The organism is Streptomyces hokutonensis, assembly GCF_000376565.1.
GTDB classification, from domain to species: Bacteria; Actinomycetota; Actinomycetes; order Streptomycetales; family Streptomycetaceae; genus Streptomyces; species Streptomyces hokutonensis.
Genome location: NZ_BARG01000054.1, coordinates 70162 through 93387, shown reverse-complemented (window position 1 = coordinate 93387; position 23226 = coordinate 70162). Strand labels below are relative to the sequence as shown.

At 70.6% G+C, this 23226-nt stretch carries 24 protein-coding genes; 13 read left to right on the top strand and 11 right to left on the bottom strand.

Features of this window, described 5'->3' with window-relative positions; all coding sequences use genetic code 11:
• Positions 1 to 172 precede the first annotated feature (172 nt).
• The 3 genes from SSP08S_RS64605 to SSP08S_RS33825 form a co-directional block, all read right to left on the bottom strand.
• The gene (locus SSP08S_RS64605; RefSeq protein ID WP_327389191.1) at positions 173 to 265 is read right to left on the bottom strand and encodes an Ms4533A family Cys-rich leader peptide; all 93 of its coding nucleotides are present in this window, start codon (positions 263 to 265) and stop codon (positions 173 to 175) included.
• Positions 266 to 321: 56 nt separating this feature from the next.
• A complete protein-coding gene (locus SSP08S_RS33830) occupies positions 322 to 1701 on the bottom strand; it encodes a DUF3152 domain-containing protein (RefSeq protein ID WP_245608012.1) in 1380 nt (459 codons plus the stop codon).
• Positions 1702 to 2211: 510 nt separating this feature from the next.
• Positions 2212 to 3405 carry an alpha/beta fold hydrolase gene (locus tag SSP08S_RS33825; RefSeq protein ID WP_019072098.1) on the bottom strand — a complete coding sequence of 398 codons (1194 nt, stop codon included), beginning with the start codon at positions 3403 to 3405 and terminating at the stop codon, positions 2212 to 2214.
• 223 nt (positions 3406 to 3628) lie between these two features.
• Between SSP08S_RS33825 and SSP08S_RS33820 the strand changes: the two genes are divergently transcribed.
• From SSP08S_RS33820 to SSP08S_RS33805, 4 genes are all read left to right on the top strand, one after another.
• Positions 3629 to 3847: an Rv3202a family protein gene (locus tag SSP08S_RS33820; protein ID WP_019072097.1), complete on the top strand. Its 219-nt coding sequence runs from the start codon at positions 3629 to 3631 to the stop codon at positions 3845 to 3847.
• Positions 3848 to 4059: 212 nt separating this feature from the next.
• Positions 4060 to 4704, top strand: a complete 645-nt coding sequence (locus tag SSP08S_RS33815; protein ID WP_019072096.1) for a TetR/AcrR family transcriptional regulator — start codon at positions 4060 to 4062, stop codon at positions 4702 to 4704.
• Positions 4705 to 4847: 143 nt separating this feature from the next.
• Complete coding sequence (locus SSP08S_RS33810) at positions 4848 to 5075, top strand: DUF3107 domain-containing protein (protein WP_019072095.1); 228 nt, start codon at positions 4848 to 4850, stop codon at positions 5073 to 5075.
• A 171-nt stretch (positions 5076 to 5246) separates the two neighbouring features.
• Positions 5247 to 5516, top strand: a complete 270-nt coding sequence (locus SSP08S_RS33805) for a hypothetical protein (RefSeq protein ID WP_019072094.1) — start codon at positions 5247 to 5249, stop codon at positions 5514 to 5516.
• 218 nt (positions 5517 to 5734) lie between these two features.
• Here the strand turns inward: SSP08S_RS33805 and SSP08S_RS33800 are convergent, their stop codons facing one another.
• Positions 5735 to 6472: a ferritin-like fold-containing protein gene (locus SSP08S_RS33800; protein WP_019072093.1), complete on the bottom strand. Its 738-nt coding sequence runs from the start codon at positions 6470 to 6472 to the stop codon at positions 5735 to 5737.
• A gap of 480 nt (positions 6473 to 6952) precedes the next feature.
• Here SSP08S_RS33800 and SSP08S_RS33795 point away from each other — a divergent pair, with 480 nt between their 5' ends.
• Together SSP08S_RS33795 and SSP08S_RS33790 are read left to right on the top strand one after the other, a co-directional pair.
• A complete protein-coding gene (locus SSP08S_RS33795; RefSeq protein ID WP_019072092.1) occupies positions 6953 to 9547 on the top strand; it encodes a DEAD/DEAH box helicase in 2595 nt (864 codons plus the stop codon).
• A 156-nt stretch (positions 9548 to 9703) separates the two neighbouring features.
• On the top strand, positions 9704 to 10582 hold the full coding sequence (locus SSP08S_RS33790) for an alpha/beta fold hydrolase (RefSeq protein WP_086022026.1): 879 nt from the start codon (positions 9704 to 9706) through the stop codon (positions 10580 to 10582).
• A gap of 4 nt (positions 10583 to 10586) precedes the next feature.
• On the opposite strand, the gene SSP08S_RS33785 is transcribed toward SSP08S_RS33790, so the two are convergent.
• A complete protein-coding gene (locus SSP08S_RS33785) occupies positions 10587 to 11480 on the bottom strand; it encodes an NYN domain-containing protein (RefSeq protein ID WP_019072090.1) in 894 nt (297 codons plus the stop codon).
• Between the two features lie 196 nt (positions 11481 to 11676).
• Here SSP08S_RS33785 and SSP08S_RS62635 point away from each other — a divergent pair, with 196 nt between their 5' ends.
• Entirely contained in the window at positions 11677 to 11829 is a 153-nt protein-coding gene (locus SSP08S_RS62635; protein ID WP_019058373.1) for a DUF8834 family protein, read from the top strand.
• 87 nt (positions 11830 to 11916) lie between these two features.
• Here SSP08S_RS62635 and SSP08S_RS33775 read toward each other — a convergent pair whose 3' ends face one another.
• From SSP08S_RS33775 to SSP08S_RS33760, 3 genes are all read right to left on the bottom strand, one after another.
• Positions 11917 to 12522, bottom strand: coding sequence for a MarC family protein (locus tag SSP08S_RS33775; protein ID WP_019072089.1), 606 nt, complete (start codon positions 12520 to 12522; stop codon positions 11917 to 11919).
• Between the two features lie 54 nt (positions 12523 to 12576).
• Entirely contained in the window at positions 12577 to 13434 is an 858-nt protein-coding gene (locus SSP08S_RS33765) for a PHP domain-containing protein (protein WP_019072088.1), read from the bottom strand.
• Positions 13435 to 13603: 169 nt separating this feature from the next.
• A complete protein-coding gene (locus SSP08S_RS33760; RefSeq protein ID WP_026179063.1) occupies positions 13604 to 14245 on the bottom strand; it encodes a DUF6758 family protein in 642 nt (213 codons plus the stop codon).
• A gap of 148 nt (positions 14246 to 14393) precedes the next feature.
• Here SSP08S_RS33760 and SSP08S_RS33755 point away from each other — a divergent pair, with 148 nt between their 5' ends.
• Positions 14394 to 15635: an MFS transporter gene (locus tag SSP08S_RS33755; RefSeq protein WP_019072086.1), complete on the top strand. Its 1242-nt coding sequence runs from the start codon at positions 14394 to 14396 to the stop codon at positions 15633 to 15635.
• Between the two features lie 54 nt (positions 15636 to 15689).
• On the opposite strand, the gene SSP08S_RS33750 is transcribed toward SSP08S_RS33755, so the two are convergent.
• Complete coding sequence (locus SSP08S_RS33750) at positions 15690 to 16286, bottom strand: suppressor of fused domain protein (protein ID WP_043259879.1); 597 nt, start codon at positions 16284 to 16286, stop codon at positions 15690 to 15692.
• Positions 16287 to 16777: 491 nt separating this feature from the next.
• On the opposite strand from SSP08S_RS33750, the gene SSP08S_RS33745 reads away from it, so the two are divergent.
• Together SSP08S_RS33745 and SSP08S_RS33740 are read left to right on the top strand one after the other, a co-directional pair.
• Entirely contained in the window at positions 16778 to 17896 is a 1119-nt protein-coding gene (locus SSP08S_RS33745) for a magnesium and cobalt transport protein CorA (RefSeq protein ID WP_019072084.1), read from the top strand.
• 23 nt (positions 17897 to 17919) lie between these two features.
• Entirely contained in the window at positions 17920 to 18435 is a 516-nt protein-coding gene (locus SSP08S_RS33740) for a hypothetical protein (protein ID WP_019072083.1), read from the top strand.
• A gap of 6 nt (positions 18436 to 18441) precedes the next feature.
• On the opposite strand, the gene SSP08S_RS33735 is transcribed toward SSP08S_RS33740, so the two are convergent.
• The gene (locus SSP08S_RS33735) at positions 18442 to 19158 is read right to left on the bottom strand and encodes a LolA-like protein (protein ID WP_026179062.1); all 717 of its coding nucleotides are present in this window, start codon (positions 19156 to 19158) and stop codon (positions 18442 to 18444) included.
• A gap of 191 nt (positions 19159 to 19349) precedes the next feature.
• Between SSP08S_RS33735 and SSP08S_RS33730 the strand changes: the two genes are divergently transcribed.
• From SSP08S_RS33730 to SSP08S_RS33720, 3 genes are read left to right on the top strand one after another with little or no spacing between them, the layout of a single operon-like run.
• Positions 19350 to 20651, top strand: a complete 1302-nt coding sequence (locus tag SSP08S_RS33730; RefSeq protein WP_019072081.1) for a magnesium transporter MgtE N-terminal domain-containing protein — start codon at positions 19350 to 19352, stop codon at positions 20649 to 20651.
• The gene (locus SSP08S_RS33725) at positions 20641 to 21225 is read left to right on the top strand and encodes a DUF1003 domain-containing protein (protein WP_019072080.1); all 585 of its coding nucleotides are present in this window, start codon (positions 20641 to 20643) and stop codon (positions 21223 to 21225) included. Before SSP08S_RS33730 ends, SSP08S_RS33725 begins: the two co-directional genes overlap by 11 nt.
• A 42-nt stretch (positions 21226 to 21267) precedes the next feature.
• Complete coding sequence (locus tag SSP08S_RS33720; RefSeq protein ID WP_026179061.1) at positions 21268 to 22401, top strand: Mrp/NBP35 family ATP-binding protein; 1134 nt, start codon at positions 21268 to 21270, stop codon at positions 22399 to 22401.
• 61 nt (positions 22402 to 22462) lie between these two features.
• On the opposite strand, the gene SSP08S_RS33715 is transcribed toward SSP08S_RS33720, so the two are convergent.
• Entirely contained in the window at positions 22463 to 23122 is a 660-nt protein-coding gene (locus tag SSP08S_RS33715; RefSeq protein WP_019072078.1) for a hypothetical protein, read from the bottom strand.
• Positions 23123 to 23226: the final 104 nt, after the last annotated feature.

The window sequence follows — 23226 nt, the reverse complement described above, 5'->3', positions numbered from 1 at the left end:
GGATGTTCGGGAATTCTCATGGGGTTTCCCGAATGGTGAGACGGATGGACGAGGGGTGAGACGGAAATGAACAGGCGTCCGCCCCGGCGTCAGGTCGTCGGAAATGCCCTGCCGGGGTCAGGGGCAAGGGCGAGGTGGTGCGGGTCGCGACACGAACGCCAGGGGGCGGTGTTCAGCGACAGAGAATGTCGGCCACGCAGAGCGGGGTCACACCGATGAGCGCCAGCTCGATGGCGGCGCGATTCACGACATGACTAGACCACATGCCCAAAAATATGAAGGATGCTGCGGCTCGTGTCAATGTGACATAAGCGTCGCCTGTCAACTGCCCGGGTACGGCCAGGGGTTCGCCAGACAGTGGATCCCGTCGTGGTCGAGGAACTTGGTCTGCTGCTGCATGACCGGCGCCAACTCGCCGTCCTTGTCGCAGGTGACGTGCCCGTAGCCCAGACGATGACCGACTTCATGGTTGATCAACATCTGTCGATACGCATACATCTTGTCCCCATATGTTGACGACCCCTGCGCCCATCGATACGCATTGATCAACACACGTTCGGTGGCCGCCGAGTCGCACGACACGTTGTCCTCGGTGGTGTCGAGGCCGGACTTGGCGCACCACTTGGCCGTAGTACCAGGGCTCGCGAGAGTGATCACGAAGTCCGGTTTGCCGGAGTAGATGCGCTCGAAGGTACGGGCCCCGTTGTGGGCCCAGCTCCGGTTGTCGTTGAGCGTCTTCTGTACGGCCGCCGCGAAGAGCGTGCCGTCGAGCCCGAGCCCCTGCTCCACGTCCACGCGGTACGTGTACTTGCGCCCCTTGCCGGGCGCCTTGTCGACACCGGGCACCGCGTCGAACTTGTCCGGCCCCTTGAGCGTGGCGCTGAGCGGGTACTTCTTGTCCATCATCTGGGCATACGTCAGGGTCGCCACCCGCGGCGAGGCGGAGGCGCTGGGCTGCGCCGAGGCGGCACCAGTACCGCGTACGTCCCGGGCCTGGTCGGTGGCCGCCTCAGACCGCACACCGCCCTTGTCACCGTCTCCGGCGACCTGTCCTGCGACGACGACGGCCAGCACGGTGGTGACGGCCGCGGCGGCGATACCGGTGTAGGCACGCCCCTTCCCACCCTTGGCGGGACCGGTCTTGGCGGGACCGGTGCCGACGCCGGGCCGGCCACGGTCGCCGGGCGGCGCGCCCGCACCGTCGACGTCGCCCTCGGTGCCGGCGTCGCTCTCGGACGGCCAGTCCGTGACGGAGGCGTACGGGTCGGAGCGGTGCGCGGCGACACCGGACCGGGGCGCGAAGACGTCACCGCCCTCTTCGAAGGCGTCGACGTAGTCCTGCCGGGGACCACGACCACGCTGCCCACCTGGCCGAGCCCCGGTTTGCGGCGCCTGCCGCTGCCGGGGAATGGGCAGCACCGGACCCGCCCCGGTCGGTACGGGTCCACCGGGGACCGAGGCTTGAGGCACCCCGGCCCGCCCGTCCCGCCCCCTCAACTCGCCCCAACCACCGCCGGATTCAGGCTGCTGGGGGTGCCCGGCACGAGCCTGCGGGACACCGTGGGCGGGAGTGCCGTCCGGCAGACGAGGAACACCGCGCGCGGGAGTGCCATCGGAGAAGCGGGGGGTGCCGTGCGCCGGAGTCCCGTCGGAAAAGCGCGGCATGCCGTGCGCAGGCGTCCCGTCGGAAAAGCGCGGCATGCCATGTGCCGGAGTCCCGTCGGGAAAGCGGGGACTGCCGTGCGCCGGAGTCCCGTCCGCCAAGCGCGGAACACCCCTCGCCGGAGTCCCGTCCGGAAGCCTCGGAAAGCCATGGGCAGGAGTGCCGTCAGGCAGCCTCGGGAAGCCGTGTGCCGGGGTCCCGTCGGCGTAACGCTGCTCTCCAGGGCCCGGGTTGCCCTCCCCGGAACGCGGCGCACCCGGCCGACTCGCCCCCGGCTGAGCGCCCTGGCCCGCTTGGCCCACCCAGTTCGCTTGACCGAGCTGGCCCGGCCTGCCCGGCTGACCCACCCGACTCGATCTGCCCACCTCGCCGGGCTGAGGCCCCTGAGCCCGCTGAGGCCCCTGAGCCGCCCAACCGCCTTCGCCAGTACCGGCGTTGGCATCGACGTCGGCACCGGCACCGGCACCGGCCCTCGTGCCTATGCCCCCGTCCGCGGAGTCACCCTTGGAGTTGGATTTACGGCGACTATGGCGTCCCACGTCGCCCCCTCAACTCCCCGTGTTCGTATCGTCGCCCTTGACATCACCCGCGGCGCCGGAACCGGTACCCGCACCCGAGGAAGCACCGCCGCTCTCGCTCACCGTACTCACCGAACCGCCGTCACGGACCCCCCGCGCACCACTCCGTCCCCCTCGGCCACCGCGCCCCACCGCTTCCGCGTCAACCGCCCGACGCCCCGTCACCGCGCTCACGCCCCCACCGGCACCGGTTTGAGCGCCCGCCCCCAACTCCCCCGCATCCGCGAGCAGTTCACGAAACGCCGTGGCCACGATCTCCGGGTACTCCATCATCGCGACATGCCCGGCGTCCGGCAGGGACAGCAGTCGGGAGTCGCGGAAGGCGCGGGCGGCCCGCTGGGCCATGCGGTAGCCGACGAGTTGGTCGCGGCGGCCGTAGACGAGGAGGGTCGGGGCGAGGACGCGCTCGGCCTGGCGCCAGAGGCCGTGCTGGCCGCCCAGGGTGTAGGCGTTCACGACGCCGCGGGAGGAGCGGGCCATCACGTCCCAGAAGTACGGGAGTTGGAGCCGCCGTTCGAGTTCCTCGACGGCGTGGCGGAACTCCTCCGGCGTCACCTGGCCGGGATCGCCGTAGCAGAGGCCCAGGACGCCGCGGACGCGCTGTTCAGCCGTCCATTCCCTGCTGACGCGGGTGAACAGGGAGGCCACGCCCGGTACGCCGAGCAGGGCCGTGGGGACGGCCGTGCGCTGGACGCGAAGCTCAGGGAGGGCCGGGGAGACCAGGGTGAGCGTACGGACGAGGTCCGGGCGTACCGCGGCCACGCGGGTCGTGACCGCGCCGCCCAGGGAGTTGCCGACGAGGTGCACCGGGCCGCGGCCGGCCGCGTCGAGGTAGCGGATGACCGCGCGGGCGTGCCCGGTGACGGAGTAGTCGCCGTCGTCCGGTGGCGGGGAGTCGCCGAAGCCCGGCAGGTCGAGGGCCTCGCTGTCGACCACGCCGTCGAGCTGCGCCATGAGCAGCGACCAGTTCTGCGAGGAGCCGCCGAGCCCGTGGACGTACAGCGCGGGCGGGAGTCCTTCGCGCACCGGCGGCCTCGACCGCACCGTAAGGGTGATTCCCGGCAGCCGGACCGACCTGAGCCGCTCGCCGTCGCCGACTCTGACGGGCGCCACTTTGGGGAGCACGGCGGCGACCGACACGGAGGGCAGCTCTGTCGAAGACATGCGGCAATGTTACGAGACGATCACGCTGTGGCTCATGTGTTCGCCGTCACAGACAGCGAACGGGCCGCGGCGAACCGGCGGCGGGCAGGCAACGAGCCGGACAACCGAGCGACTGCCCCGCCCATCGCATGGCGTCCGGATCGGGTGTCTCCTAGGCTCGTACACAGGGCACCCGCATGTGGCCCCCTGCTTCGTCAGGGACGTACTAGGAAGGGAGCCCCTCATGGCCGTCGACCCCACCGATCCCGAGACCTTCGAGGACGAGAGCGGCGCCGCCGAACTCGGCGTCGAGGCTCCGGAGGACGACGCCGCCGAGCAGTTGGCCGAGGTGACGGCGGGCCGTGAGGACTCGCCGACCGAGCTGGACCCGGACTCCGCGAACGAGGCCGACGTCATCGAACAGGCCCGGGTCGTCTCCATCGACGAGGACGACTATCGCTGACCGCCTCATGGTCACCACCGTCCCCGCTTTCCCCTGGAGCGCGGACCGAACCGCGCCCCCATGCCCGCTCCGTCCCCTTTCAAAACACTTTGCACGACTTCCGTCGCCGTCCGGTCCGTGAAATTCTGCGCTCGCAGCGCGCACACCAGGGTTACCGAAAAGTACGATGGCCGCGCGGCGCTCACCGCATGAGGACGACATTGGGAGGCGGCGTGACAGCCATCGAGCAGACAGAGGCGGCGCGCCCGCGGGGCACCCGCCTGCCGCGCCGTGCCCGACGGAACCAGCTGCTGGGCGCCGCCCAGGAGGTCTTCGTCGCGCAGGGGTACCACGCGGCCGCGATGGACGACATCGCCGAGCGCGCCGGCGTCAGCAAGCCGGTGCTCTACCAGCACTTCCCCGGCAAGCTCGACCTCTACCTGGCCCTCCTCGACCAGCACTGCGAGTCGCTCATCCAGGCGGTGCGGACCGCGCTCGCGTCGACGTCGGACAACAAGCAGCGCGTCCGGGCCACGATGGACGCGTACTTCGCCTACGTCGAGGACGACGGCGGCGCCTTCCGGCTGGTCTTCGAGTCGGACCTGACGAACGAGCCCGCCGTGCGCGAGCGCGTCGACAAGGTGACGAACGAGTGCGCCGTCGCGATCTGCGACGTCATCGCCGAGGACACCGGCCTCTCGCGGGCCGAGTCGATGCTCCTGGCCTCGGGTCTGGGCGGTCTCGCCCAGGTCGTCGCCCGCTCCTGGCTGCACAGCGACCGCAGCGTCCCGCGCGACCAGGCCGTCCAGCTGCTGGCCTCGCTGGCCTGGCGCGGCATCGCCGGTTTCCCGCTGCACGGGAGCGAACAGCACCACTGACCCGCCGGCTCCCCTTTTGTTCCCGTCCGGTGTTCGCTCCTGGCGTTCCCGGCGCGGAACATCTACGTCCTCTCACCGGGCTAGTGTGTGCTGCGTACGGCGCGGAAGATCGCGCACTTTGCTGACCGTCGGAGGGACATAGCGTGGAGGTCAAGATCGGCGTGCTGCACACGCCTCGCGAGATCGTTCTGGAGACCGGTCAGAGCGCCGAGGAGGTCGAGCAGGCCGTGGCCGAGGCACTGACCGGGAAGGCTCCGCTGCTGAGCCTCGTGGACGAGCACGGCCGCAAGGTCCTCGTCCCCGCCGACCGGCTCGCCTATGTCGAGCTCGGCGAGGCGGCCCCGCGCAAGGTGGGCTTCGGCGCGCTGTAGTCACGAGCGAACAGCGAGGGGGCCCGGCGGCCGGAAGGTCGCCGGGCCCCCTCGCGCTTCCATCACAGATGGAGCACAAGTAGCCCACAGGGGAGGATTGCATTCCGCAGGTCACGGGTATGACCGGCTGTGAAAGCAGTACGCAGGCCGACCGTGGGAGGGACCCCCGTGATGATCCTGGAAGCGCTCGGCTCCGCCGTGCTGGGTCTGCTGCTCGCCTGGGCCGCCACCCACCGGCTCGCGGACCGTCTTCCGGCCCGCGCCCTGGTCTTCTCCACCGGTGTCGCGGGAGCGCTCTTCGGCGACTTCGTCACACACAGCGCGCTGGGCCCCGGCAGCGGCCTGCCGAGCCTGCTCGGCGCGGCGGTCGTCTCGGCCGCCTCGCTCTCGCTGCTCGTTCGGCCGTCAAGACGACTCCGGGGACGATCCGCACCGGCGTGACTAGGGCCTGTCCGGCGGATCATGCCGGAGACGCGGGGTCTGGCACGCCCTCCCCCACTGCCTCAAAGGCGTGGGGGACCCCCAGTGGCGTTGTCGTCAGTCGCCGACGCTCCGCGTCGGACTCCCTCCTCCGCCTTGCAGCTGCACGCGCCAGACCCCGCTCACCCGCGCTTATGAGGCGCCGCTGCCTTCCTCCGGCCTGATCCGCCGGACAGGCCCTAGGCCGCGAGCCCCAGGGCCGCCATCCGCTTGGTGTGCGCCTCGGTGATCCGGGAGAACATCCGGCCCACCTCCGCGAGGTCGAAGCCGTCCGCCACGCCACCCACGAGCATCGTCGACAGCGCGTCCCGGTCGGCCACCACCCGCTGCGACTGCGACAGCGCCTCCCCCATCAACCGCCGTGCCCACAGGGCGAGTCGGCCCCCCACGCGCGGGTCCGCGTCGATCGCCGCGCGTACCTTTTCTACGGCGAAGCTCGCGTGCCCGGTGTCGTCGAGGACACCCAGCACCAGCGAGCGGGAGTCCTTGTCGAGGCGGGCCGCGACCTCGCGGTAGAAGTCACTCGCGATCGAGTCGCCGACGTAGGCCTTCACGAGCCCTTCCAGCCAGTCCGAGGGAGCCGTCTGCTTGTGGAAGCCGTCGAGCGCGGCGACGAACGGCTGCATCGCCTCGGTCGGCTCGGCCCCGATCTCCGTGAGCCGGTCCCTGAGCTGCTCGAAGTGGTGGAACTCGGCCGACGCCATCTTCGCCAGCTCCGCCTTGTCCGCGAGCGTCGGCGCCAGCTTGGCGTCCTCCGCGAGCCGCTCGAACGCCGCCAGCTCGCCGTACGCGAGGGCACCGAGCAGGTCCACGACCGCGTTGCGGTACTGGGGGTCGGCGGCGGCCGTGGCCCAGTCCTGGGCGGCGACTCCGGTGGGTTCGGCGGGTGCGTCGGAGGCATTGTCAGCGGTCGTCATGAAGCGCACAATAGCCCGCTCACAGCACGGCGGAAGGCCCTGGTCAATCAGTGTGACGACGACTACGTGACCAAATCGGCCAACGCATGTGCGTGATTCCGGGGTATGGTGGTAATGCGCCCGCCGAGTATTCGCCGGGCCGCACGAATGAGGATGCCCGGTCGGTGGCCCGATCGGCTCCGACCCGACAGCCCTCCTCGCCCGTACGGCACTTTGCGTACGAAGTTCGGAGGGGGACCCTCAGCGGTTCGAGCGCTAGAGCGTCGGCAGTGGTCCCGTGCAGTACGGCTTGCCCTCACGGGTTGTCCGTAAGGCAGCCGACGTCCCCGGCACGGTCCTGACACGACCCCCGCGCTCGCCTCGCACCGCGCACACAGAAGAGGCAGCACCCTGACTACTTTCCGAGAGCTCGGAATCCTTCCCGAGACCGCTGAGGCCCTTGAGGCCGTCGGCATCGTCTCCCCCTTCCCGATCCAGGAGATGACGCTCCCCGTAGCCCTTTCCGGCACGGACGTCATCGGCCAGGCCAAGACCGGCACCGGCAAGACGCTGGGATTCGGTCTCCCGCTCCTGGAGCGCGTCACCGTCCCCGCCGACGTCGAGGCCGGCCGCGCCAAGCCCGAGCAGCTGACCGACGCCCCACAGGCGCTCGTCGTCGTCCCCACCCGCGAGCTGTGCACCCAGGTCACCAACGACCTGCTGACCGCCGGCAAGGTGCGCAATGTGCGCGTCCTCGCCATCTACGGCGGCCGGGCCTACGAGCCGCAGGTCGAGGCGCTCCGCAAGGGCGTCGACGTCGTCGTCGGCACCCCGGGCCGACTGCTGGACCTCGCGGGCCAGAAGAAGCTCGACCTCAAGCACATCCGCTCGCTCGTCCTCGACGAGGCCGACGAGATGCTCGACCTGGGCTTCCTGCCCGACGTCGAGAAGATCATCAACTTCCTGCCGGCCCGCCGCCAGACGATGCTGTTCTCGGCGACCATGCCGGGCGCGGTCATCGGTCTCGCCCGCCGCTACATGACGCAGCCCACGCACATCCGCGCCACCTCGCCGGACGACGAGGGCAAGACGGTCGCGAACACCACGCAGTTCGTCTACCGCGCGCACAACATGGACAAGCCCGAGCTCGTCGCCCGCATCCTGCAGGCCGAGGGCCGGGGCCTGGTCATGGTCTTCTGCCGCACCAAGCGCACCGCGGCCGACCTCGCCGACCAGCTCCAGCAGCGCGGCTTCGCCTCCGGCGCGGTCCACGGCGACCTCGGCCAGGGCGCCCGCGAGCAGGCGCTGCGCGCGTTCCGCAACGGCAAGGTCGACGTGCTCGTCTGCACCGACGTCGCCGCCCGCGGCATCGACGTCGAGGGCGTCACGCACGTCATCAACTACCAGTCCCCCGAGGACGAGAAGACCTACCTGCACCGCATCGGCCGTACGGGCCGCGCGGGCGCCAAGGGCATCGCGGTCACCCTCGTCGACTGGGACGACATCCCGCGCTGGCAGCTCATCAACAAGGCGCTGGACCTCAAGTTCAACGACCCGCCGGAGACGTACTCCACCTCCCCGCACTTCTTCGAGGAACTGAACATCCCCGCGGGCACCAAGGGTGTCCTGCCCCGCTCGGAGCGCACCCGCGCCGGGCTCGCCGCGGAGGAGGTCGAGGACCTCGGCGAGACCGGCGGTCGCGGCGGTCCGCGTGGCCGTGGCGGTCGCGACGGTGGCCGTGGCGGTCGTGACAGCGGCCGAGGCGGACGTGACGCCGGCCGGGACAACCGCAGCGAGTCCCGCTCCGGTGCCGGTCCCGTCGACGCCGAGCGCCCGGCGCGCACCCCGCGCCGCCGCCGTCGTACGCGCAACGGCGCCCCGATGGAAGGGACTTCGGCCGCTACGGCCGTGACGTCCGCGCCGGAGGAGACCGCGCTGGCGGCCTCCGAGGAGACCGCGACCCGCACTCCGCGCCGCCGTCGCCGCACCCGCACCGGAGCGACGGGAGAGCAGCTGCCGGCCACGGCAGTCACCTCCGCGGTCGCACCCGAGGCGGCGGAGAACGCCGTAGCAACAGCTGAGGGCCCGGCCCTGGACACCGCCGCGCCGACGCGCCGCCGCCGTACCCGCAAGTCCGCGGAGCCGGCGGTCGTGACGGCCGAGACCGTGGTCGCCGAGACGCCGGTGGCCGAGGCCCCGGTCGCCGAGGAGACGAAGCCGCGCCGCCGGACCCGCAAGGCCGTGGCTGTCGCGGAGCCGGTCGAGGCCGTGGCCGCTCCGGAGGCCGCCGCCGTGGCCGCCGTCGACACGGCCGAGGCCGTCGAGACCAAGCCGCGTCGCACCCGGACCCGGAAGACCGCGGCTCCGGCCGAGGGCGTCGCCGTGGACACGGCCGAGGGCACGGAGGCCAAGCCGCGCCGTCGCGCCACGACCCGCAAGGCCGTCGCCGACATCCCGGCCCAGGTGGCCGAGGAGTCCGAGGTCAAGCCCCGCCGTACGACCCGCAAGGCCGCCGAGGCCCCGGTCGAGGCGGAGGCCAAGCCTCGTCGGACGCGGAAGGCCGCGGTTGCCACCGAGGCCGCCGAAGCCGTCGTGGAGACGGTCGAGGCCGTCGAGACCAAGCCGCGCCGGACGCGCAAGGTCGCCGCCGCGCCGGTGGCCACCGTGGCAACGGAGACCGTCGAGGTCACGCCGCGCCGGACCCGGAAGGCCGCGGTTGCCGCCGAAGCCGTCCTGGACACGGTCGAGGCCGTCGAGGCGAAGCCCCGTCGGACCCGCAAGGCGGCCGCCGCTCCGGTAGCCGCCGAAGCAGCGGAGGCCGCCGAGGTCACGCCGCGCCGGACGCGCAAGACGGCCGCCGTGGTCGCCACCGAGGCGCCCGAGGCGGTCGAGACCAAGCCGCGCAGCACCCGGACCCGGAAGACCGCGGCCGTCGCCGCCGACACCGTGGCCGAGGACGCGGAGGCCAAGCCCCGTCGCCGTACGACCCGCAAGGCCGCCGAGGCTCCCGTCGTAGCGGAGACGGAGGCGGCCGAGGCGAAGCCGAGGGTGCGCCGTCCCCGCAAGGCCGCGGCAGCGGAGGTCGGCGAGAGCTGATCGCCGCCGAAGGTGACAACACCGAACGGCCCGGCCCACTCCACGTGGGCCGGGCCGTCGGCGTTCCCCCTCCGCCCGCCGCTCCCGCTCCCCCGTTAACCCCGGTTACACCGTCCCGTCCCCAACCCGCTCAGTTCCGCCGGATAACCTCGGGCCATGAGTAGGCCTCCCTCCTTCGTCCCGCCCCCCGGCGCTCGCGCGTACCCGCTGCGGACCGGTCGCGGTGAGTTCGCCGTCGTGGACTCGGCCGTGGCCGACGGTGTCGAGCCGAGGGGGGTCGCCCTGCTGCTGCCGGGATTCACCGGGAGCAAGGAGGACTTCAACCCCCTGCATGTGGCGCTCGGCGCGCGCGGGTATCGGACGGTCGCCGTGGACGGGCGGGGGCAGTACGAGACGGACGGGCCCCAGGACGACGAATCCGCCTACGCGCAGGACGAGTTGGCGCGGGACGTGCTCGCGCTGGCCGAGGCGGTCGGCGCGCCGGTGCACCTGCTCGGGCACTCCCTCGGCGGACAGATTGCGCGGGCCGCCGTACTCCTGGACCACGCGCCGTTCGTGTCGCTGACGCTCATGGCGTCGGGGCCTGCGCAGATCTCCTCGTCCCAGCAGGACCGCGTGAAGCTGCTGCGGGACGCGCTGGCCGTGATGTCGATGACCGAGGTGTGGGACGCGATCCAGGCGATGGAGACGCCCGAGGAGACCGAGACCGGCGGCGCGCTGGACGAGGGGCTCGACGACCGGGAGGACCTGCGGCGCCGTTGGCTGGGCACGAAGCCGGCCCAACTCCTCGCCACAGGACGCCAGTTGTGCGTCGAGCCGGACCGGGTGGCCGAGCTGGCCGCCGTCCCGCTGCCGTTCCACGTCCTGTCGGGTTCCCGCGACGACACCTGGCCGGTGCCGCTCCTCGACGACATGGCCGTACGGCTGAAGGCGCGGCGGACGGTGATCGCGCGGGCCGAGCACTCGCCGAACACGGACCAGCCGGCCGCGACGGCGCGGGCCATCGCCGACTTCTGGGACACCACCGTGCGATAGATGATCAGTACTGCGTCTGCAGGTGCTCCCAGAACCCGTCCCGCAGCGACCGCCGCAGATCGGCTTGTCCGCGCAGGGAGTACTGCAGCAGCCCCTCCGCCTCCACCAGCAGATCCTGGTCGACGGAACCGGGCAGATACGGATGCCCGGGCAGCAGTTCCACCAGCGCCTCCCGTCCCCGCGCGGCGAGCCACTTCGCGGCGATCTGCGCGCCCACGAAGCGGACGTCGTCGCGGGTGGGCCGGGTGGCGGCGGCCTCGTAGACGGCGGCCGTGCGCCGGGAGACGTACGGCTTGAAGAAGTCGAGGTCGAAGGTGCGCTGGCTGTCGACCTCCCAGAGGAGCGGCTCGGCCTGGTTGCGGCCCTCGGGAGCCTCGATGCCCCACAAGTGGACGCGGGCGCCGTACCCCTGGGCCGCCTCGACCGCCGAGACCAGGTCCTCGTCGCCGCCGATGAGGGCCGCGTCACTGATGGCGCGGTGCCGGGCGAGGGACTCAAGGTCGGAGCGGATGAGTGAATCGACGCCCTTCTGCTGGTTGTTGGCGTTGAGGTTGCCCAACCGGACCTTCACGTCCGGGAGTTCGGCGATGGCCTGCTGCTCGGCGGTGTGGATGCGGCGGCGGGCGCCGTCGTACCAGTAGACGCGCAGCAGCCGGCTGTCCGCGAAGATCGTGCGGGCCTTGTCGATGAGCGCCTCGATGAGGCCCTCGGTGTCGAGGTCGAAGGTGCGTCGGTCCTCGGTCCCGGAGACGAGCCGGCCCGCGGCTGCATACAAGTACCCGGCGTCGACGAAGATCGCATGCGTCGAGGGCGTCTTCGCCACTTCGGCGAGCATGCGCTGCAGCAGCTCGTTCGTGCGGTCGATGCGGGCGCTGAGGGCCGCGAGGTCGTCGTTCATCGCCTCCATTGTCCCGGCGGTCACGCTGCGAACACAACCGGTCCCGGTCAGTCTCGTGCCGATCCCTTACCGGTCAGTAATTAGGCGTTCGAAAAATTTCCTTAGCGTAGGGAATGTTTGTAACACGCATCCCGTTGACTACATCAGTACCCAAGTAGTTCTCCTCAGGAGGATGACCAGACGAAGGGAGAAGCCAATGCGCTTCGAAATCATGCGTCTTGACGAGGTCGACGGCACCACCGTGGACAGCACCGTCGTGGACGCCGCCTCCGTCAATCGGATCGTGCAACAGGCCGCCGCCATAGGACAGCGACTGTGGATCCGCCCCGCCGAGACCAAAGCCTCGTAACACCGACGACATCCACGCAGAGCTCCACCAGACTTCAGAACCCCCGTACGGCACCGACGCCGTACGGGGGTTCTGCGTTCTCGGGCCTCAGCCCGCCCGGATCACCTGGGTGACCCCGTTGATGATCTGCTGCACGGCGATGGCCGACAGCATCATCCCCGCGAGCCGCGTGACGAGGACGACCCCGCCGTCCTTGATGACCCGGATGATCAGCAGCGAGTACCGCATCACCACCCACAGCACGGCGTGGATGGCGAGGATCGCCGCCCACACCGACACCTGCGTGGCCGCGCTGTCGGCCTTCTGCACGGCGAGGATGACGGACACGATCGCACCGGGCCCGGCGAGCAGCGGCATGCCCAGCGGTACGAGGGCGACGTTGACGTCCTTGGTCTGCTTCGGCTCGTCGGTCTTGCCGGTGAGCAGATCGAGCGCGATCAGCAGGAGCAGCAGTCCGCCCGCGATCATCAGCGCGGGCACGGAGACATGCAGATAGTCGAGGATCTGGTGCCCGAGCAGCCCGAAGACGGTGATGACACCGCCCGCGACACACACGGCCTGGAAGGCCATCCGCCTCTGCACCTTGGCCGGTCGTCCGGCGGTCAGCGCGAGGAAGATCGGGGTGATCCCGGGGGGATCCATGATGACAAAAAGGGTCAGGAAGAGGGAGCCGAAGACGGCGACGTCGAACATGGGTGAGCCACAAGCCTTGCAGAAGAGAGGTGAGCGGGGAGGACGCGGGCGGGGTCAGACTCCGCCGGCTCCCGGTACCGGGAACGCGCCGGTCGCGCGCCGCGTGATCTCGCCGTAGACCTCGGGATCGGTCGTGTACTCACCGAGCTGCACGGACTTGCGGCTCCCGTGGTAGTCGCTGGACCCGGTGGTCAGCAGCCCGAGCTCCTTCGCGAGCCCCCGCAACCGCACCCGTGTCTCGGCGTCGTGGTCCATGTGGTCGACCTCGATGCCGTCGAGCCCGGCCGCGGCCATCTCGGCGATGGCGGACTCGGGCACGGTGCGCCCGCGCTTGCTGGCCCCGGGGTGCGCGAACACGGTCACGCCCCCCGCGGCCTTGACCAGCCGGATCGCCTCGAACGGATCGGTCTCGTGCTTCGCCACATGCGCCCGGCCGCCGTCGCCCAGCCAGTCCACGGTGAAGGCGTCGTTCACGGTCGGTACGACACCCAGCTCGACCAGCGCGGTGGCGACATGCGGCCGCCCGACCGACCCCTCACCGGCGATCCGCGCGACCTGCTCCCAGGTCACCGGCACCCCCAGCCCCTGAAGCCGCTCCACCATGGCCCGGGCCCGAGGCACCCGGTCGTCCCGCACCAGCTCCCGCTCGGCGAGCAGCTCCGGTTCCTCGGGATCGAAGAGATAAGCCAGCATGTGCATCGAGATCCCGTCGATCCGACAGGACATCTCGGCCCCGGTCACGAGCGTGAGCCCCGGGGGCAACGCGTCGATCGCCTCGCCGTACCCACGACTGGTGTCGTGATCGGTCAGCCCGACGACGTCCAGCCCGGCGGCAGCGGCATTCCGCACCAGCTCAGCGGGCGAGTCCGTACCGTCGGAGGCCGTGGAGTGGGTGTGCAGATCGATACGCACGACAAGACTCCAGGCGCCGGCAGGACGGGACCACACAAGGGTAACGGCAACCCCGGGACCTCTGGAAACACACCCGAGGCGCACCCACCTCAGGGGCGCGGGGAACTGCGCGACCAGCCACAACGCACCAGCACGCGCCCCAAAACAGAACCAGGCACCCCCCTGGGCGCTACGGCTCCAGCAAGCGCGGCGACAACGCGCCACACGGCACCAGATCCACTTCCGCCCCCGCGTCCCGCAAATCCGTGAGCACCAGCTCGTCGTACATCAACAACCCCGACTGCTCAGGCCAGACAACAGCCCACAGCCACAACCCCAACGCCTCCCCGGCGAAAACGGCCCGATCATCCGGCGCCGTAGCCACATGCCACAACGGCGTAGGCCGCCCCGCCGCGAGCAGCTTCGCCTGCGGCGGCTTCTCGACGCTCATGTACGGCCCGGGATCCGGCCCGTCGATCCCCGCGTACCGCGCTCCGAGCCCGACACCGAGCTCCTCCGCGACAAGGATCAGCTCACCCATCCCACCGAGCGGCCCGGGGCCGGAGCACGCGACAGCCGTCGCACGCCCCCCGCTCCGGTCGTCCCCCGCGCACGCCACGCCCGTGAACAACCAGCCGACCGGCAGGGGCCACGGCATCCACACGGGTACCTGCGTGCGATGCACGACGACACTGAGGGCCTCGACGCTGGGCGGGATCACGGGCTGCACCGGATGCACCGTGCCGTGGACATCGCACTGCCAGGAATCGGCGAAGAGTCCGGGAGCCCTGACCCGGCCACCACACTTCGGGCAACTGGGTTCGCCCCTCATAGGGCCCCACGGTCCTACCCTCGCACCCGCACGTCAAGGACGATCACCCGTCCGGACGGGGCCACTCACCGAACGAAACTAGATGCATCTTGCATTTATTACCTTGTCTAACTTACTATGTGCATACACCAACTACTTGGGAGGAAGCATGGACGGGACGGACGACCCCTTCGACGAGGGAGCCGGCACCGGCAGCCTGCTGCGCCAGCCGAAGGCCGTATGGGCGACGGCCGGCGCCTCGGTCGTCGCCTTCATGGGCATCGGGCTCGTCGACCCGATCCTGCCGTCGATAGCCAAGGGCCTGGACGCCACCGCCGGCCAGGTCTCCCTGCTCTTCACCTCGTACTTCCTGATCACCGCCGTCGCGATGCTGGTGACCGGCTTCGTCTCCAGCCGCATCGGCGGCAAGAAGACCCTGCTGCTCGGCCTCGCCCTCGTCGTGGTCTTCGCCGGTCTCGCCGGCACCTCGGGTTCGGTCGGCGAACTCGTCGGCTTCCGGGCCGGCTGGGGCCTCGGCAACGCGCTCTTCGTCTCGACGGCCCTCGCGGTGATCGTCGGCGCGGCGGCCGGCGGCAGCGCCGCCGCGATCCTGCTCTACGAGTCCGCCCTCGGCCTCGGCATGGCCTGCGGCCCGCTGGTCGGCGCCCTGCTGGGCAACCAGAGCTGGCGCTACCCCTTCTTCGGCACCGCGTTCCTGATGGCGATCGGCTTCCTGTGCATCACGGTGTTTCTGAAGGAACAGCCGAAGCCCGCCCGCAAGACCTCGCTGCTGGACCCGCTCAAGGCGCTCGGCCACGGGGGTCTGGCCTCCGCCGCGATCTCGTCCTTCTTCTACAACTACACGTTCTTCACCGTGCTGGCCTTCACCCCGTTCGTGCTGAACATGACCCCCTACAAGTCGGGTGCCGTGTTCTTCGCCTGGGGTGTGCTGCTCGCCGTCTTCTCGGTCTTCGTCGCCCCGCGCCTGCAGTCCCGCTTCGGCTCGCTCAAGGTGCTCGGCGGTTCGCTGGTGCTGCTCGCCGTCGACGTGCTCGTCCTCGGCTACGGCAGCCACACCACGGCCATCGTCTGCACGATCCTGTCCGGCGCCTTCATCGGCGTGAACAACACCGTCTACACCGAGCTGGCCCTCGAGGTCTCGGACGCGCCGCGCCCGGTGGCGAGCGCGGGCTACAACTTCGTCCGCTGGTTCGCCGCGGCCGCCGCGCCGTTCTTCGCACCGAAGATCGAGGGCTGGAGCAACATCCACATCCCGTTCGTGGTCGCGGCCGTCACCGCGGCGCTGGGCGCGCTGGTGGTCGTCGTACGGCGGACCGCGCTCACGCACGAGGCGGAGGAGCTGGAGCCGAGGCACGCGGCGGAGGACGGTGTCGCGGTGTTCGCCAACTGACGGATTCCGGCCGGGCGTTGGTGAGATCGGTCACTCACGCGGTCGCTCAAGAGGTCAGTCCAGCGGGACGGACTTGCGGGACGGATCCCGGAGGTCCGTCCCGTTCGTCAGCCAGCGCTCCTGGAGGGCCTGGGCGCCGTGGACGCGTTTCCAGGCGGCCTCGTTCGGGGTCATGGGGAGCAGCGGGAGGAAGCGGACCGGGTCGAGGGGCGCGTCGAGGTCCAGGTCCTCGACCAGGCCGCCCGGTTCGGCGACCAGCACCGAGGTGAAGGGGGCGCCGGGCCACAGCGGCTCGCCCACGTCGAGCGAGGCGCCGGGGGCCACGACCACGCCCTCGACCTGCGGGGACGCGGCGAGTACGGCGAGCGGGCGGAGCACCTTGTCGGTGTCGGCGAGGCCGCCGCGCACGGACAGGACCAGCTCGGCGCGGGGGCCGGAGACCGGGTCGGCGAGCATCGCCGTGGGGTCGCTCATGGGCTGTGCGGACATGCCGAGCGTGGCGTAGCGGACGATGCCGCCCTCCTGGCCGGTGTCCTGGAAACGGAGTACCTCGACGCGGTCCGTGCCCAGGAAGGTGACCGCCGCGCGCGCGTCCGGTTCGCCCAGCGCGGTGCGCAACCGTGCCTCGACCAGAGCAAGAACATCAACCATGCGGGGAGCATAGAACTCGTCAGTACCGGGCAAAGCAGCGCCTTGACACTTCGGCCTGCTGATAGTCTGGGCCGGTCGTTCGGGCAGCACGCAGAAGCGTCGCGTTCAAGTCCGACGCCGTTGAGACTCCCCCACGGGGGACCGGCCGGAGGAGGTGGGGCTGCAATGGACCGAAGTCGACCTGGCAGTACCACCCGCTCTTCCGGCCGCTGATGTCGTCGCTCTGGCTCTAGCCCCTCCAGCCGGCTGCCGCCGCTCGCACTTCTTCACTGTCGCGGAAGAGCACTTCGTTTCCTTTTCCTGATCTGCCTGATCTGTTCGATCTGTCTTGCCGAAGTCAGTGCCTGTATCAGTAGCGAAACTCGCCACCGCGACGGTGCGGTGCTCCCCGCTTTGTGGACGTGCCAAACATCCGCACACAGGACGTCCCCATTCCGGGCAGTTCCAACCGTCGTTGGCGCCTTTCGTTGCTCGTCGCGAAGGAGCCCGCCATGTCGATGATCCGCGACCTGCGTGCCGTGGTCCGCCCGTCCCGCCCCGCCCTGCGCAAGGACGGCGGCGCGTACGACACCACGCGTGACCCCGGCACCCCGTCGGCCGTCGTCGACTGCGCCGTCTACCGCGACGGAGCCCGTGTGGACACCGGCAAGCCGCTCACCCCGCACGAGGCGATGCGCCAGGTGCGCCGTGACGGCGGCTTCGTGTGGATCGGGCTGCACGAGCCGACCGAGGCCGAATTCGCCGGTATCGCCGGGGAGTTCGGACTCCACCCGCTCGCCGTCGAGGACGCCGTGCAGGCCCACCAGCGGCCCAAGCTGGAGCGCTACGACGACTCCCTGTTCACCGTCTTCAAGACCATCCACTACGTCGAGCACGACCAACTCACCGCAAACAGCGAGGTGGTGGAGACCGGCGAGGTCATGTGCTTCACCGGCCGGGACTTCTTCATCACCGTCCGGCACGGCGGCCAGGGCTCGCTGCGGGCGCTGCGGCACCGGCTGCAGGACGACCCCGAGCTGCTCGCGCGCGGTCCCTCGGCGGTGCTGCACGCGATCGCCGACCATGTCGTGGACGGCTATGTCGCGGTCGCGGACGCGGTGCAGGACGACATCGACGAGGTCGAGACCGAGGTGTTCACGCCGGGCCGCAAGGGCGGGGTCTCGCGCGGTGTCGACTCGGCGCGGATCTACCAACTCAAGCGCGAGGTACTGGAGTTCAAGCGCGCGGTGTCGCCGCTGCTGCGTCCCATGCAGCTGCTGAGCGAGCGGCCGATGCGGCTGATCGACCCCGACATCCAGAAGTACTTCCGCGATGTCGCCGACCACCTCGCCCGGGTCCAGGAGCAGGTCATCGGCTTCGACGAGCTGCTGAACTCGATCCTCCAGGCCAACCTCGCGCAGGCCTCCGTCGCCCAGAACGAGGACATGCGGAAGATCACCGCGTGGGCCGCGATCATCGCCGTACCGACGATGGTGACGGGCGTGTACGGCATGAACTTCGAGCACATGCCCGAACTGCACGCGCGGTACGGGTATCCGGTGGTGCTCGCCTTCACGGTGACGGTCTGTCTGGCGATCCACCGCACGCTGAAGCGCAACGGCTGGCTGTGAGCGGCCTGGATAGGCTGGGCGCCATGACTAGCAGCGAGCTGCTCGACCAGGCCCTCGTCGAGGAGGCCACGAAGAAGTCCGGCCTCGTCTGGGTCAACGGTCCGGGCGTACCGGCCCGTGCCCTGTGGCACGTCTGGCACGAGGGCGCGGCCTGTCTGGTCGGCGACGGTCCGGGCGAGCAGCCGCTGCCGGGGCTCGTCGACGGCGGCGCGGCCGAGGTCACGGTCCGCAGCAAGGACAAGGGCGGCCGGCTGGTCGTATGGACGGCGAAGGTCGTGGAACTGGCGCCGGGCTCGGAGGCCTGGACCGCGGCCGTCGGCGAGCTGAAGGGCAAGCGGCTCAACGCGCCCGACGGCGAGGCGATGACGGAGCGCTGGGCGCGCGAGTGCCGGGTGCTGCGGCTCGAACCGACGGGTGCCACGGGCGAGTTGCCGGAGGGATCGCTGGCGGAACCTCCGCTGCCCTCTCCCGCGACGACCCGTCAGCCGGCTCCGGCCGCGCTGCCGCGCCTGCTGCTGAAGAAACGCAAACAGCGGTAACCACCGCTAGGAAGACGGCAGTTGCTTGCCGTAGTCGACAGTGTCGTCGTCCGCGGGTTCCGTCACGGCGAAGCTCTTGCCCCAGTCCGAGAAGGTCAGGGTGCCCGCACCGCCCGCGCGGACCAGCCGGAGCGGATACGGCTTGCCCTCGAGCGACACGTCGAGGGTGCCGCCGGAGCCGTCGTCGCCGGTGATGCGGATCGTACGGACGCCGTTCTGGTCGTGGTGTCCGTCCGTCGCGAGTGAGCCGTGCAGGGTCAGCAGACTGGAGAGGAGGACGTCCTTGTCCGTGAAACCACTGAACTTCTTGTACGAGGGGTCGTCCTGCGGCACCTTCACGTACTTGCCGTGCAGCGAGTCGCCGACGCCCGAGTCACCGTTGCTGTTCCAGAAGTCCGCGTCGGCCTTCAGATACAGCTGCTCGCCGACCCGCAGCAGCCCGAACGTCGACCCCTTCGAGGTGACCGAGCCGCTGCCGCCGTCGGACTTCAGCCGCATGTCGAGCTTGTACGTCCGCCCGCTGGTGACGACGGTCCCCGACAGCCGTACCGCGTCGGCGGCGCCCGCGGCCGTCACCGACTTCGACTGGATCTTGTCGGCGGCCAGCTTGCCGACCCCGTTGGTCCCCGCGTCCGGATCCTCGCTGCAGCCCGCCAGAGCCAGCACGCAGACCGCGCCGAGCAGCACCGCACGACGGTTTCGGACCTGGGGAATCGCAGTCACAGGTGGAGGGCCTTTCGTGCGGCGGGGGGCGATGGCGTACGGCAGCGTACCGGGGTCGCCGGGCGCCGTCGGAGCCAGTCCGTCCGGACCGCCCACCTGCGCGGATCGCATACGGACGGGCTAGCCTGAAGCCCGTCCGAGCGGGCAAATCGGAACATCGGGAAACCAGGAAAAGAAAGGGAGGTGCAGCCATGGCAGGGAGCGCCCCCAGGGTCTTCGTCTCGCACCTCTCCGGTGTCGCCGTCTTCGATCCCAACGGCGACCAGGTGGGCCGCGTCCGCGACCTCGTCGTCATGCTGCGCGTCGGCCAGCGGCCCCCGCGCCTGCTCGGCCTGGTCGTCGAACTGTCCACCCGGCGCCGCATCTTCCTCCCCATGACCCGGGTCACCGGCATCGAGTCCGGCCAGGTCGTCACCACCGGCGTGCTCAACGTCCGCCGCTTCGAGCAACGGCCCACCGAGCGGCTGGTGTTCGGCGAACTCCTCGACCGGCGCGTCACCCTCGTGGAGACCGGCGAGGAGGTCACCGTCCTCGACCTGGCGGTGCAGCAGCTGCCGGCCCGCCGGGACTGGGAGATCGACCGGATCTTCGTCCGCAAGGGCAGGACCGGCGGAGCCTTCAGAAGGGCCAAGGGCGAGACGCTGACCGTGGAGTGGTCCGCCGTCACCGGTTTCTCCCTTGAGGAGCAGGGACAGGGCGCGGAGAGCCTCCTGGCCACCTTCGAGCAGCTGCGCCCCGCCGACCTCGCCAACGTCCTGCACCACCTCTCCCCCAAGCGCCGGGCCGAGGTCGCCGCCGCCCTCGACGACGACCGCCTCGCCGACGTCCTCGAAGAGCTCCCGGAGGACGACCAGATCGAGATCCTCGGCAAGCTGAAGGAGGAGCGCGCGGCGGACGTCCTGGAGGCGATGGACCCGGACGACGCGGCCGACCTGCTCGGCGAGCTGCCGGAGGAGGACCAGGAGCGGCTGCTGAACCTGATGGAGCCCTCCGAAGCCGCCGACGTACGCCGCCTGATGTCGTACGAGGAGCACACCGCGGGCGGCCTCATGACGACCGAGCCGATCGTTCTACGACCGGACGCGACCGTCGCCGACGCGCTCGCCCGGGTCCGCAACGCCGACCTGTCACCGGCCCTCGCCGCCCAGGTCTACGTCTGCCGCCCGCCCGACGACACCCCGACCGGCAAGTACCTCGGCACGGTCCACTTCCAGCGGCTGCTGCGCGACCCGCCGTACACCCTGGTCAGCGCGATCATCGACGGCGACCTCCAACCCCTGGACCCGGACGCCTCGTTGCAGCTCATCGCCGGGTTCTTCGCGACGTACGACATGGTCGCGGCGCCCGTGGTCGACGAGACCGGGTCGCTGCTGGGCGCGGTGACCGTGGACGACGTACTGGACCACATGCTGCCGCAGGACTGGCGGGAGACGGAATTCCACCTGGACGAGGACGAGGCAGAGACAGAGGAGGTGGCGGCTCATGACTCCTGAGCGCGAGACCACGCGTGAGCGGACACCGGCGGGCGCGACCGCCACCACCCGGTCGCGGCCCCGGCTCGACCAGCCGCGCCCGCCCCGGCGCCGGCTGCTGCCCGAGTACGACCCGGAGGCCTTCGGACGGCTGTCGGAACGGATCGCCCGCTTCCTGGGCACCGGCCGGTTCATCGTCTGGATGACGATCGTCATCATCGTGTGGGTGCTGTGGAACATCTTCGCCCCGCGCGATGTCCGCTTCGACAACTACCCGTTCATCTTCCTCACCCTGATGCTGTCGCTCCAGGCCTCCTACGCCGCCCCGCTGATCCTGCTCGCGCAGAACCGGCAGGACGACCGCGACCGGGTCAACCTCGAACAGGACCGCAAGCAGAACGAGCGGTCGATCGCCGACACCGAGTACCTCACCCGCGAGATCGCCGCCCTGCGCATCGGCCTCGGCGAGGTGGCGACCCGGGACTGGATCCGCTCCGAGCTGCAGGACCTGGTGAAGGAGCTGGACGTACGGCACGACGGGCATGTCGTATTCCCGGCAGAACGGTCTTCCGTGCGTGACGCAGACGACCGCTGAGGGGCTGGCCGAAGGGACCGGTCGGCGCCGTACCATCGACACATGGCTACGGAAGACGCGGTGCGCGAAGCGCTGTCGACGGTGAACGACCCCGAGATCAACCGACCCATCACCGAACTGGGGATGGTCAAGTCGGTGGAGATCGGTGCGGACGGAGCGGTCGCGGTCACCGTGTACCTGACGGTCTCCGGCTGCCCGATGAGGGAGACGATCACGCAACGCGTGACCGATGCGGTCTCCGGGGTCGACGGCGTCACCCGCGTCGACGTGACGCTGGACGTCATGAGCGACGAGCAGCGCAAGGAACTCGCGACCGCCCTGCGCGGTGGCACGGCCGAGCGCGAGGTCCCCTTCGCCAAGCCCGGCTCCCTCACCCGCGTCTACGCGGTCGCCTCCGGCAAGGGCGGCGTCGGCAAGTCCTCGGTGACGGTGAACCTCGCGGCGGCGATGGCGGCCGACGGCCTGAAGGTCGGGGTCGTCGACGCCGACATCTACGGCCACTCCGTGCCGCGCATGCTGGGCGCCGACGGCACTCCCACCCAGGTCGAGAACATGATCATGCCGCCGTCGGCGCACGGCGTGAAGGTCATCTCCATCGGCATGTTCACCCCGGGCAACGCCCCGGTCGTGTGGCGCGGCCCGATGCTCCACCGCGCACTCCAGCAGTTCCTGGCGGACGTGTACTGGGGCGATCTGGACGTCCTCCTCCTCGACCTCCCGCCGGGCACGGGCGACATCGCGATCTCCGTCGCCCAGCTCGTCCCGAACGCCGAGATCCTCGTCGTGACGACCCCTCAGCAGGCAGCGGCCGAGGTCGCCGAGCGGGCCGGCTCCATCGCCGTACAGACCCACCAGAAGATCGTCGGCGTCGTCGAGAACATGGCGGGCCTGCCCTGCCCGCACTGCGGCGAGATGGTCGACGTCTTCGGCACGGGCGGCGGCCAGTCCGTCGCGGACGGCCTCACCCGCACGACCGGCGCCTCGGTCCCCGTCCTCGGCTCCATCCCGATCGACGTCCGCCTCCGCGAGGGCGGCGACGAGGGCAAGCCGGTGGTGTTGAGCGACCCGGACTCCCCGGCGGGCGCCGCGCTGCGAGCGATCGCGGGCAAGCTCGGGGGACGGCAGCGAGGCCTTTCGGGACTGTCGCTGGGGATCACGCCCAAGAACAAGTTCTAGAGCTCTTCCTACGACGATGGGGGCGCCGTCTCACCGGACGGCGCCCCCATCGTCGTAGCAACTACTGGGCGTAGGCAGCGATGTCCTTGATCGCGGCGAAGCCGAGTCCATACGCGCTCATGCCCCTGCCGTACGCCCCGACGTGGACCCCCGCCTGGGTCGACCCGGCCAGTACCCAGCCGAACTCGGACTCGCGGTAGTGGAAGGGCGTCGGGACGCCGTCCACGGGCAGGGACAGGGTCGACCAGTCGTCGCCGGCGAGGTCGTCGGCCAGGACCCAGGCCGTCTCGGTCTGCTGCTCCAGCCAGTCGTCGCGCAGGGTGTGGTCCATCTGGCCGGGCCAGGTGAAGGAGAGCAGTCCGACCCCGGCGAGCCAGGCCGCCGAGGACACCGAGGTGGCCTCCAGGAGGCCCGTGCCGTCGGCCGTGCGCCGCGCGGGGTTGCCCGCGACGGTGACGACCACCGCGAACTTCTCCTTGTCCTCCGTGCCTTCGTTGCGTACGGAGGGCTCGTCGCCGTGCCCGATCGAACCGTGCTCGACGGCACCGTCCGCCGCCATGCCCACCTGCATCAGCCAGCGCGGCCCCGTGAAGGCCTCGTCGAGGCCGTACCACGGGAAGGGCGCCAGCAGGTAGCCGTCGACCGTGCGCCGGGCGGAGGGGACCTGCTGTCCGCCCTCCGCGGCCGGCGCCTGCGCGCCTACCCGACTCGTCGTCTCCATGCCGGACGCCTCCTCGCTCTCGTCGGACCGGGGCGGCCCGCCCCCCTTCGGGCGACTCGCCCGGTCCGCACAACAACTCGGCAGCATAGCCACCTCGTGGGAGG

What these genes read in the sequence shown, in the direction of transcription:
- SSP08S_RS33790 (WP_086022026.1), top strand. Translation starts at nt 9,704, where the DNA reads ATGAGTAGGCCTCCCTCCTTCGTCCCGCCCCCCGGCGCTCGCGCGTAC.
- SSP08S_RS33795 (WP_019072092.1), top strand. Translation starts at nt 6,953, where the DNA reads ATGACGCTCCCCGTAGCCCTTTCCGGCACGGACGTCATCGGCCAGGCC.
- SSP08S_RS33740 (WP_019072083.1), top strand. Translation starts at nt 17,920, where the DNA reads ATGACTAGCAGCGAGCTGCTCGACCAGGCCCTCGTCGAGGAGGCCACG.
- SSP08S_RS33785 (WP_019072090.1), bottom strand. Translation starts at nt 11,480, where the DNA reads ATGAACGACGACCTCGCGGCCCTCAGCGCCCGCATCGACCGCACGAAC.
- SSP08S_RS33745 (WP_019072084.1), top strand. Translation starts at nt 16,778, where the DNA reads ATGTCGATGATCCGCGACCTGCGTGCCGTGGTCCGCCCGTCCCGCCCC.
- SSP08S_RS33750 (WP_043259879.1), bottom strand. Translation starts at nt 16,286, where the DNA reads ATGGTTGATGTTCTTGCTCTGGTCGAGGCACGGTTGCGCACCGCGCTG.
- SSP08S_RS33730 (WP_019072081.1), top strand. Translation starts at nt 19,350, where the DNA reads ATGGCAGGGAGCGCCCCCAGGGTCTTCGTCTCGCACCTCTCCGGTGTC.
- SSP08S_RS62635 (WP_019058373.1), top strand. Translation starts at nt 11,677, where the DNA reads ATGCGCTTCGAAATCATGCGTCTTGACGAGGTCGACGGCACCACCGTG.
- SSP08S_RS33830 (WP_245608012.1), bottom strand. Translation starts at nt 1,701, where the DNA reads ATGCCGCGCTTTTCCGACGGGACGCCTGCGCACGGCATGCCGCGCTTT.
- SSP08S_RS33820 (WP_019072097.1), top strand. Translation starts at nt 3,629, where the DNA reads ATGGCCGTCGACCCCACCGATCCCGAGACCTTCGAGGACGAGAGCGGC.
- SSP08S_RS33760 (WP_026179063.1), bottom strand. Translation starts at nt 14,245, where the DNA reads ATGAGGGGCGAACCCAGTTGCCCGAAGTGTGGTGGCCGGGTCAGGGCT.
- SSP08S_RS33755 (WP_019072086.1), top strand. Translation starts at nt 14,394, where the DNA reads ATGGACGGGACGGACGACCCCTTCGACGAGGGAGCCGGCACCGGCAGC.
- SSP08S_RS33715 (WP_019072078.1), bottom strand. Translation starts at nt 23,122, where the DNA reads ATGGAGACGACGAGTCGGGTAGGCGCGCAGGCGCCGGCCGCGGAGGGC.
- SSP08S_RS33725 (WP_019072080.1), top strand. Translation starts at nt 20,641, where the DNA reads ATGACTCCTGAGCGCGAGACCACGCGTGAGCGGACACCGGCGGGCGCG.
- SSP08S_RS33800 (WP_019072093.1), bottom strand. Translation starts at nt 6,472, where the DNA reads ATGACGACCGCTGACAATGCCTCCGACGCACCCGCCGAACCCACCGGA.
- SSP08S_RS33720 (WP_026179061.1), top strand. Translation starts at nt 21,268, where the DNA reads ATGGCTACGGAAGACGCGGTGCGCGAAGCGCTGTCGACGGTGAACGAC.
- SSP08S_RS33825 (WP_019072098.1), bottom strand. Translation starts at nt 3,405, where the DNA reads ATGTCTTCGACAGAGCTGCCCTCCGTGTCGGTCGCCGCCGTGCTCCCC.
- SSP08S_RS33805 (WP_019072094.1), top strand. Translation starts at nt 5,247, where the DNA reads ATGATCCTGGAAGCGCTCGGCTCCGCCGTGCTGGGTCTGCTGCTCGCC.
- SSP08S_RS33775 (WP_019072089.1), bottom strand. Translation starts at nt 12,522, where the DNA reads ATGTTCGACGTCGCCGTCTTCGGCTCCCTCTTCCTGACCCTTTTTGTC.
- SSP08S_RS64605 (WP_327389191.1), bottom strand. Translation starts at nt 265, where the DNA reads ATGTGGTCTAGTCATGTCGTGAATCGCGCCGCCATCGAGCTGGCGCTC.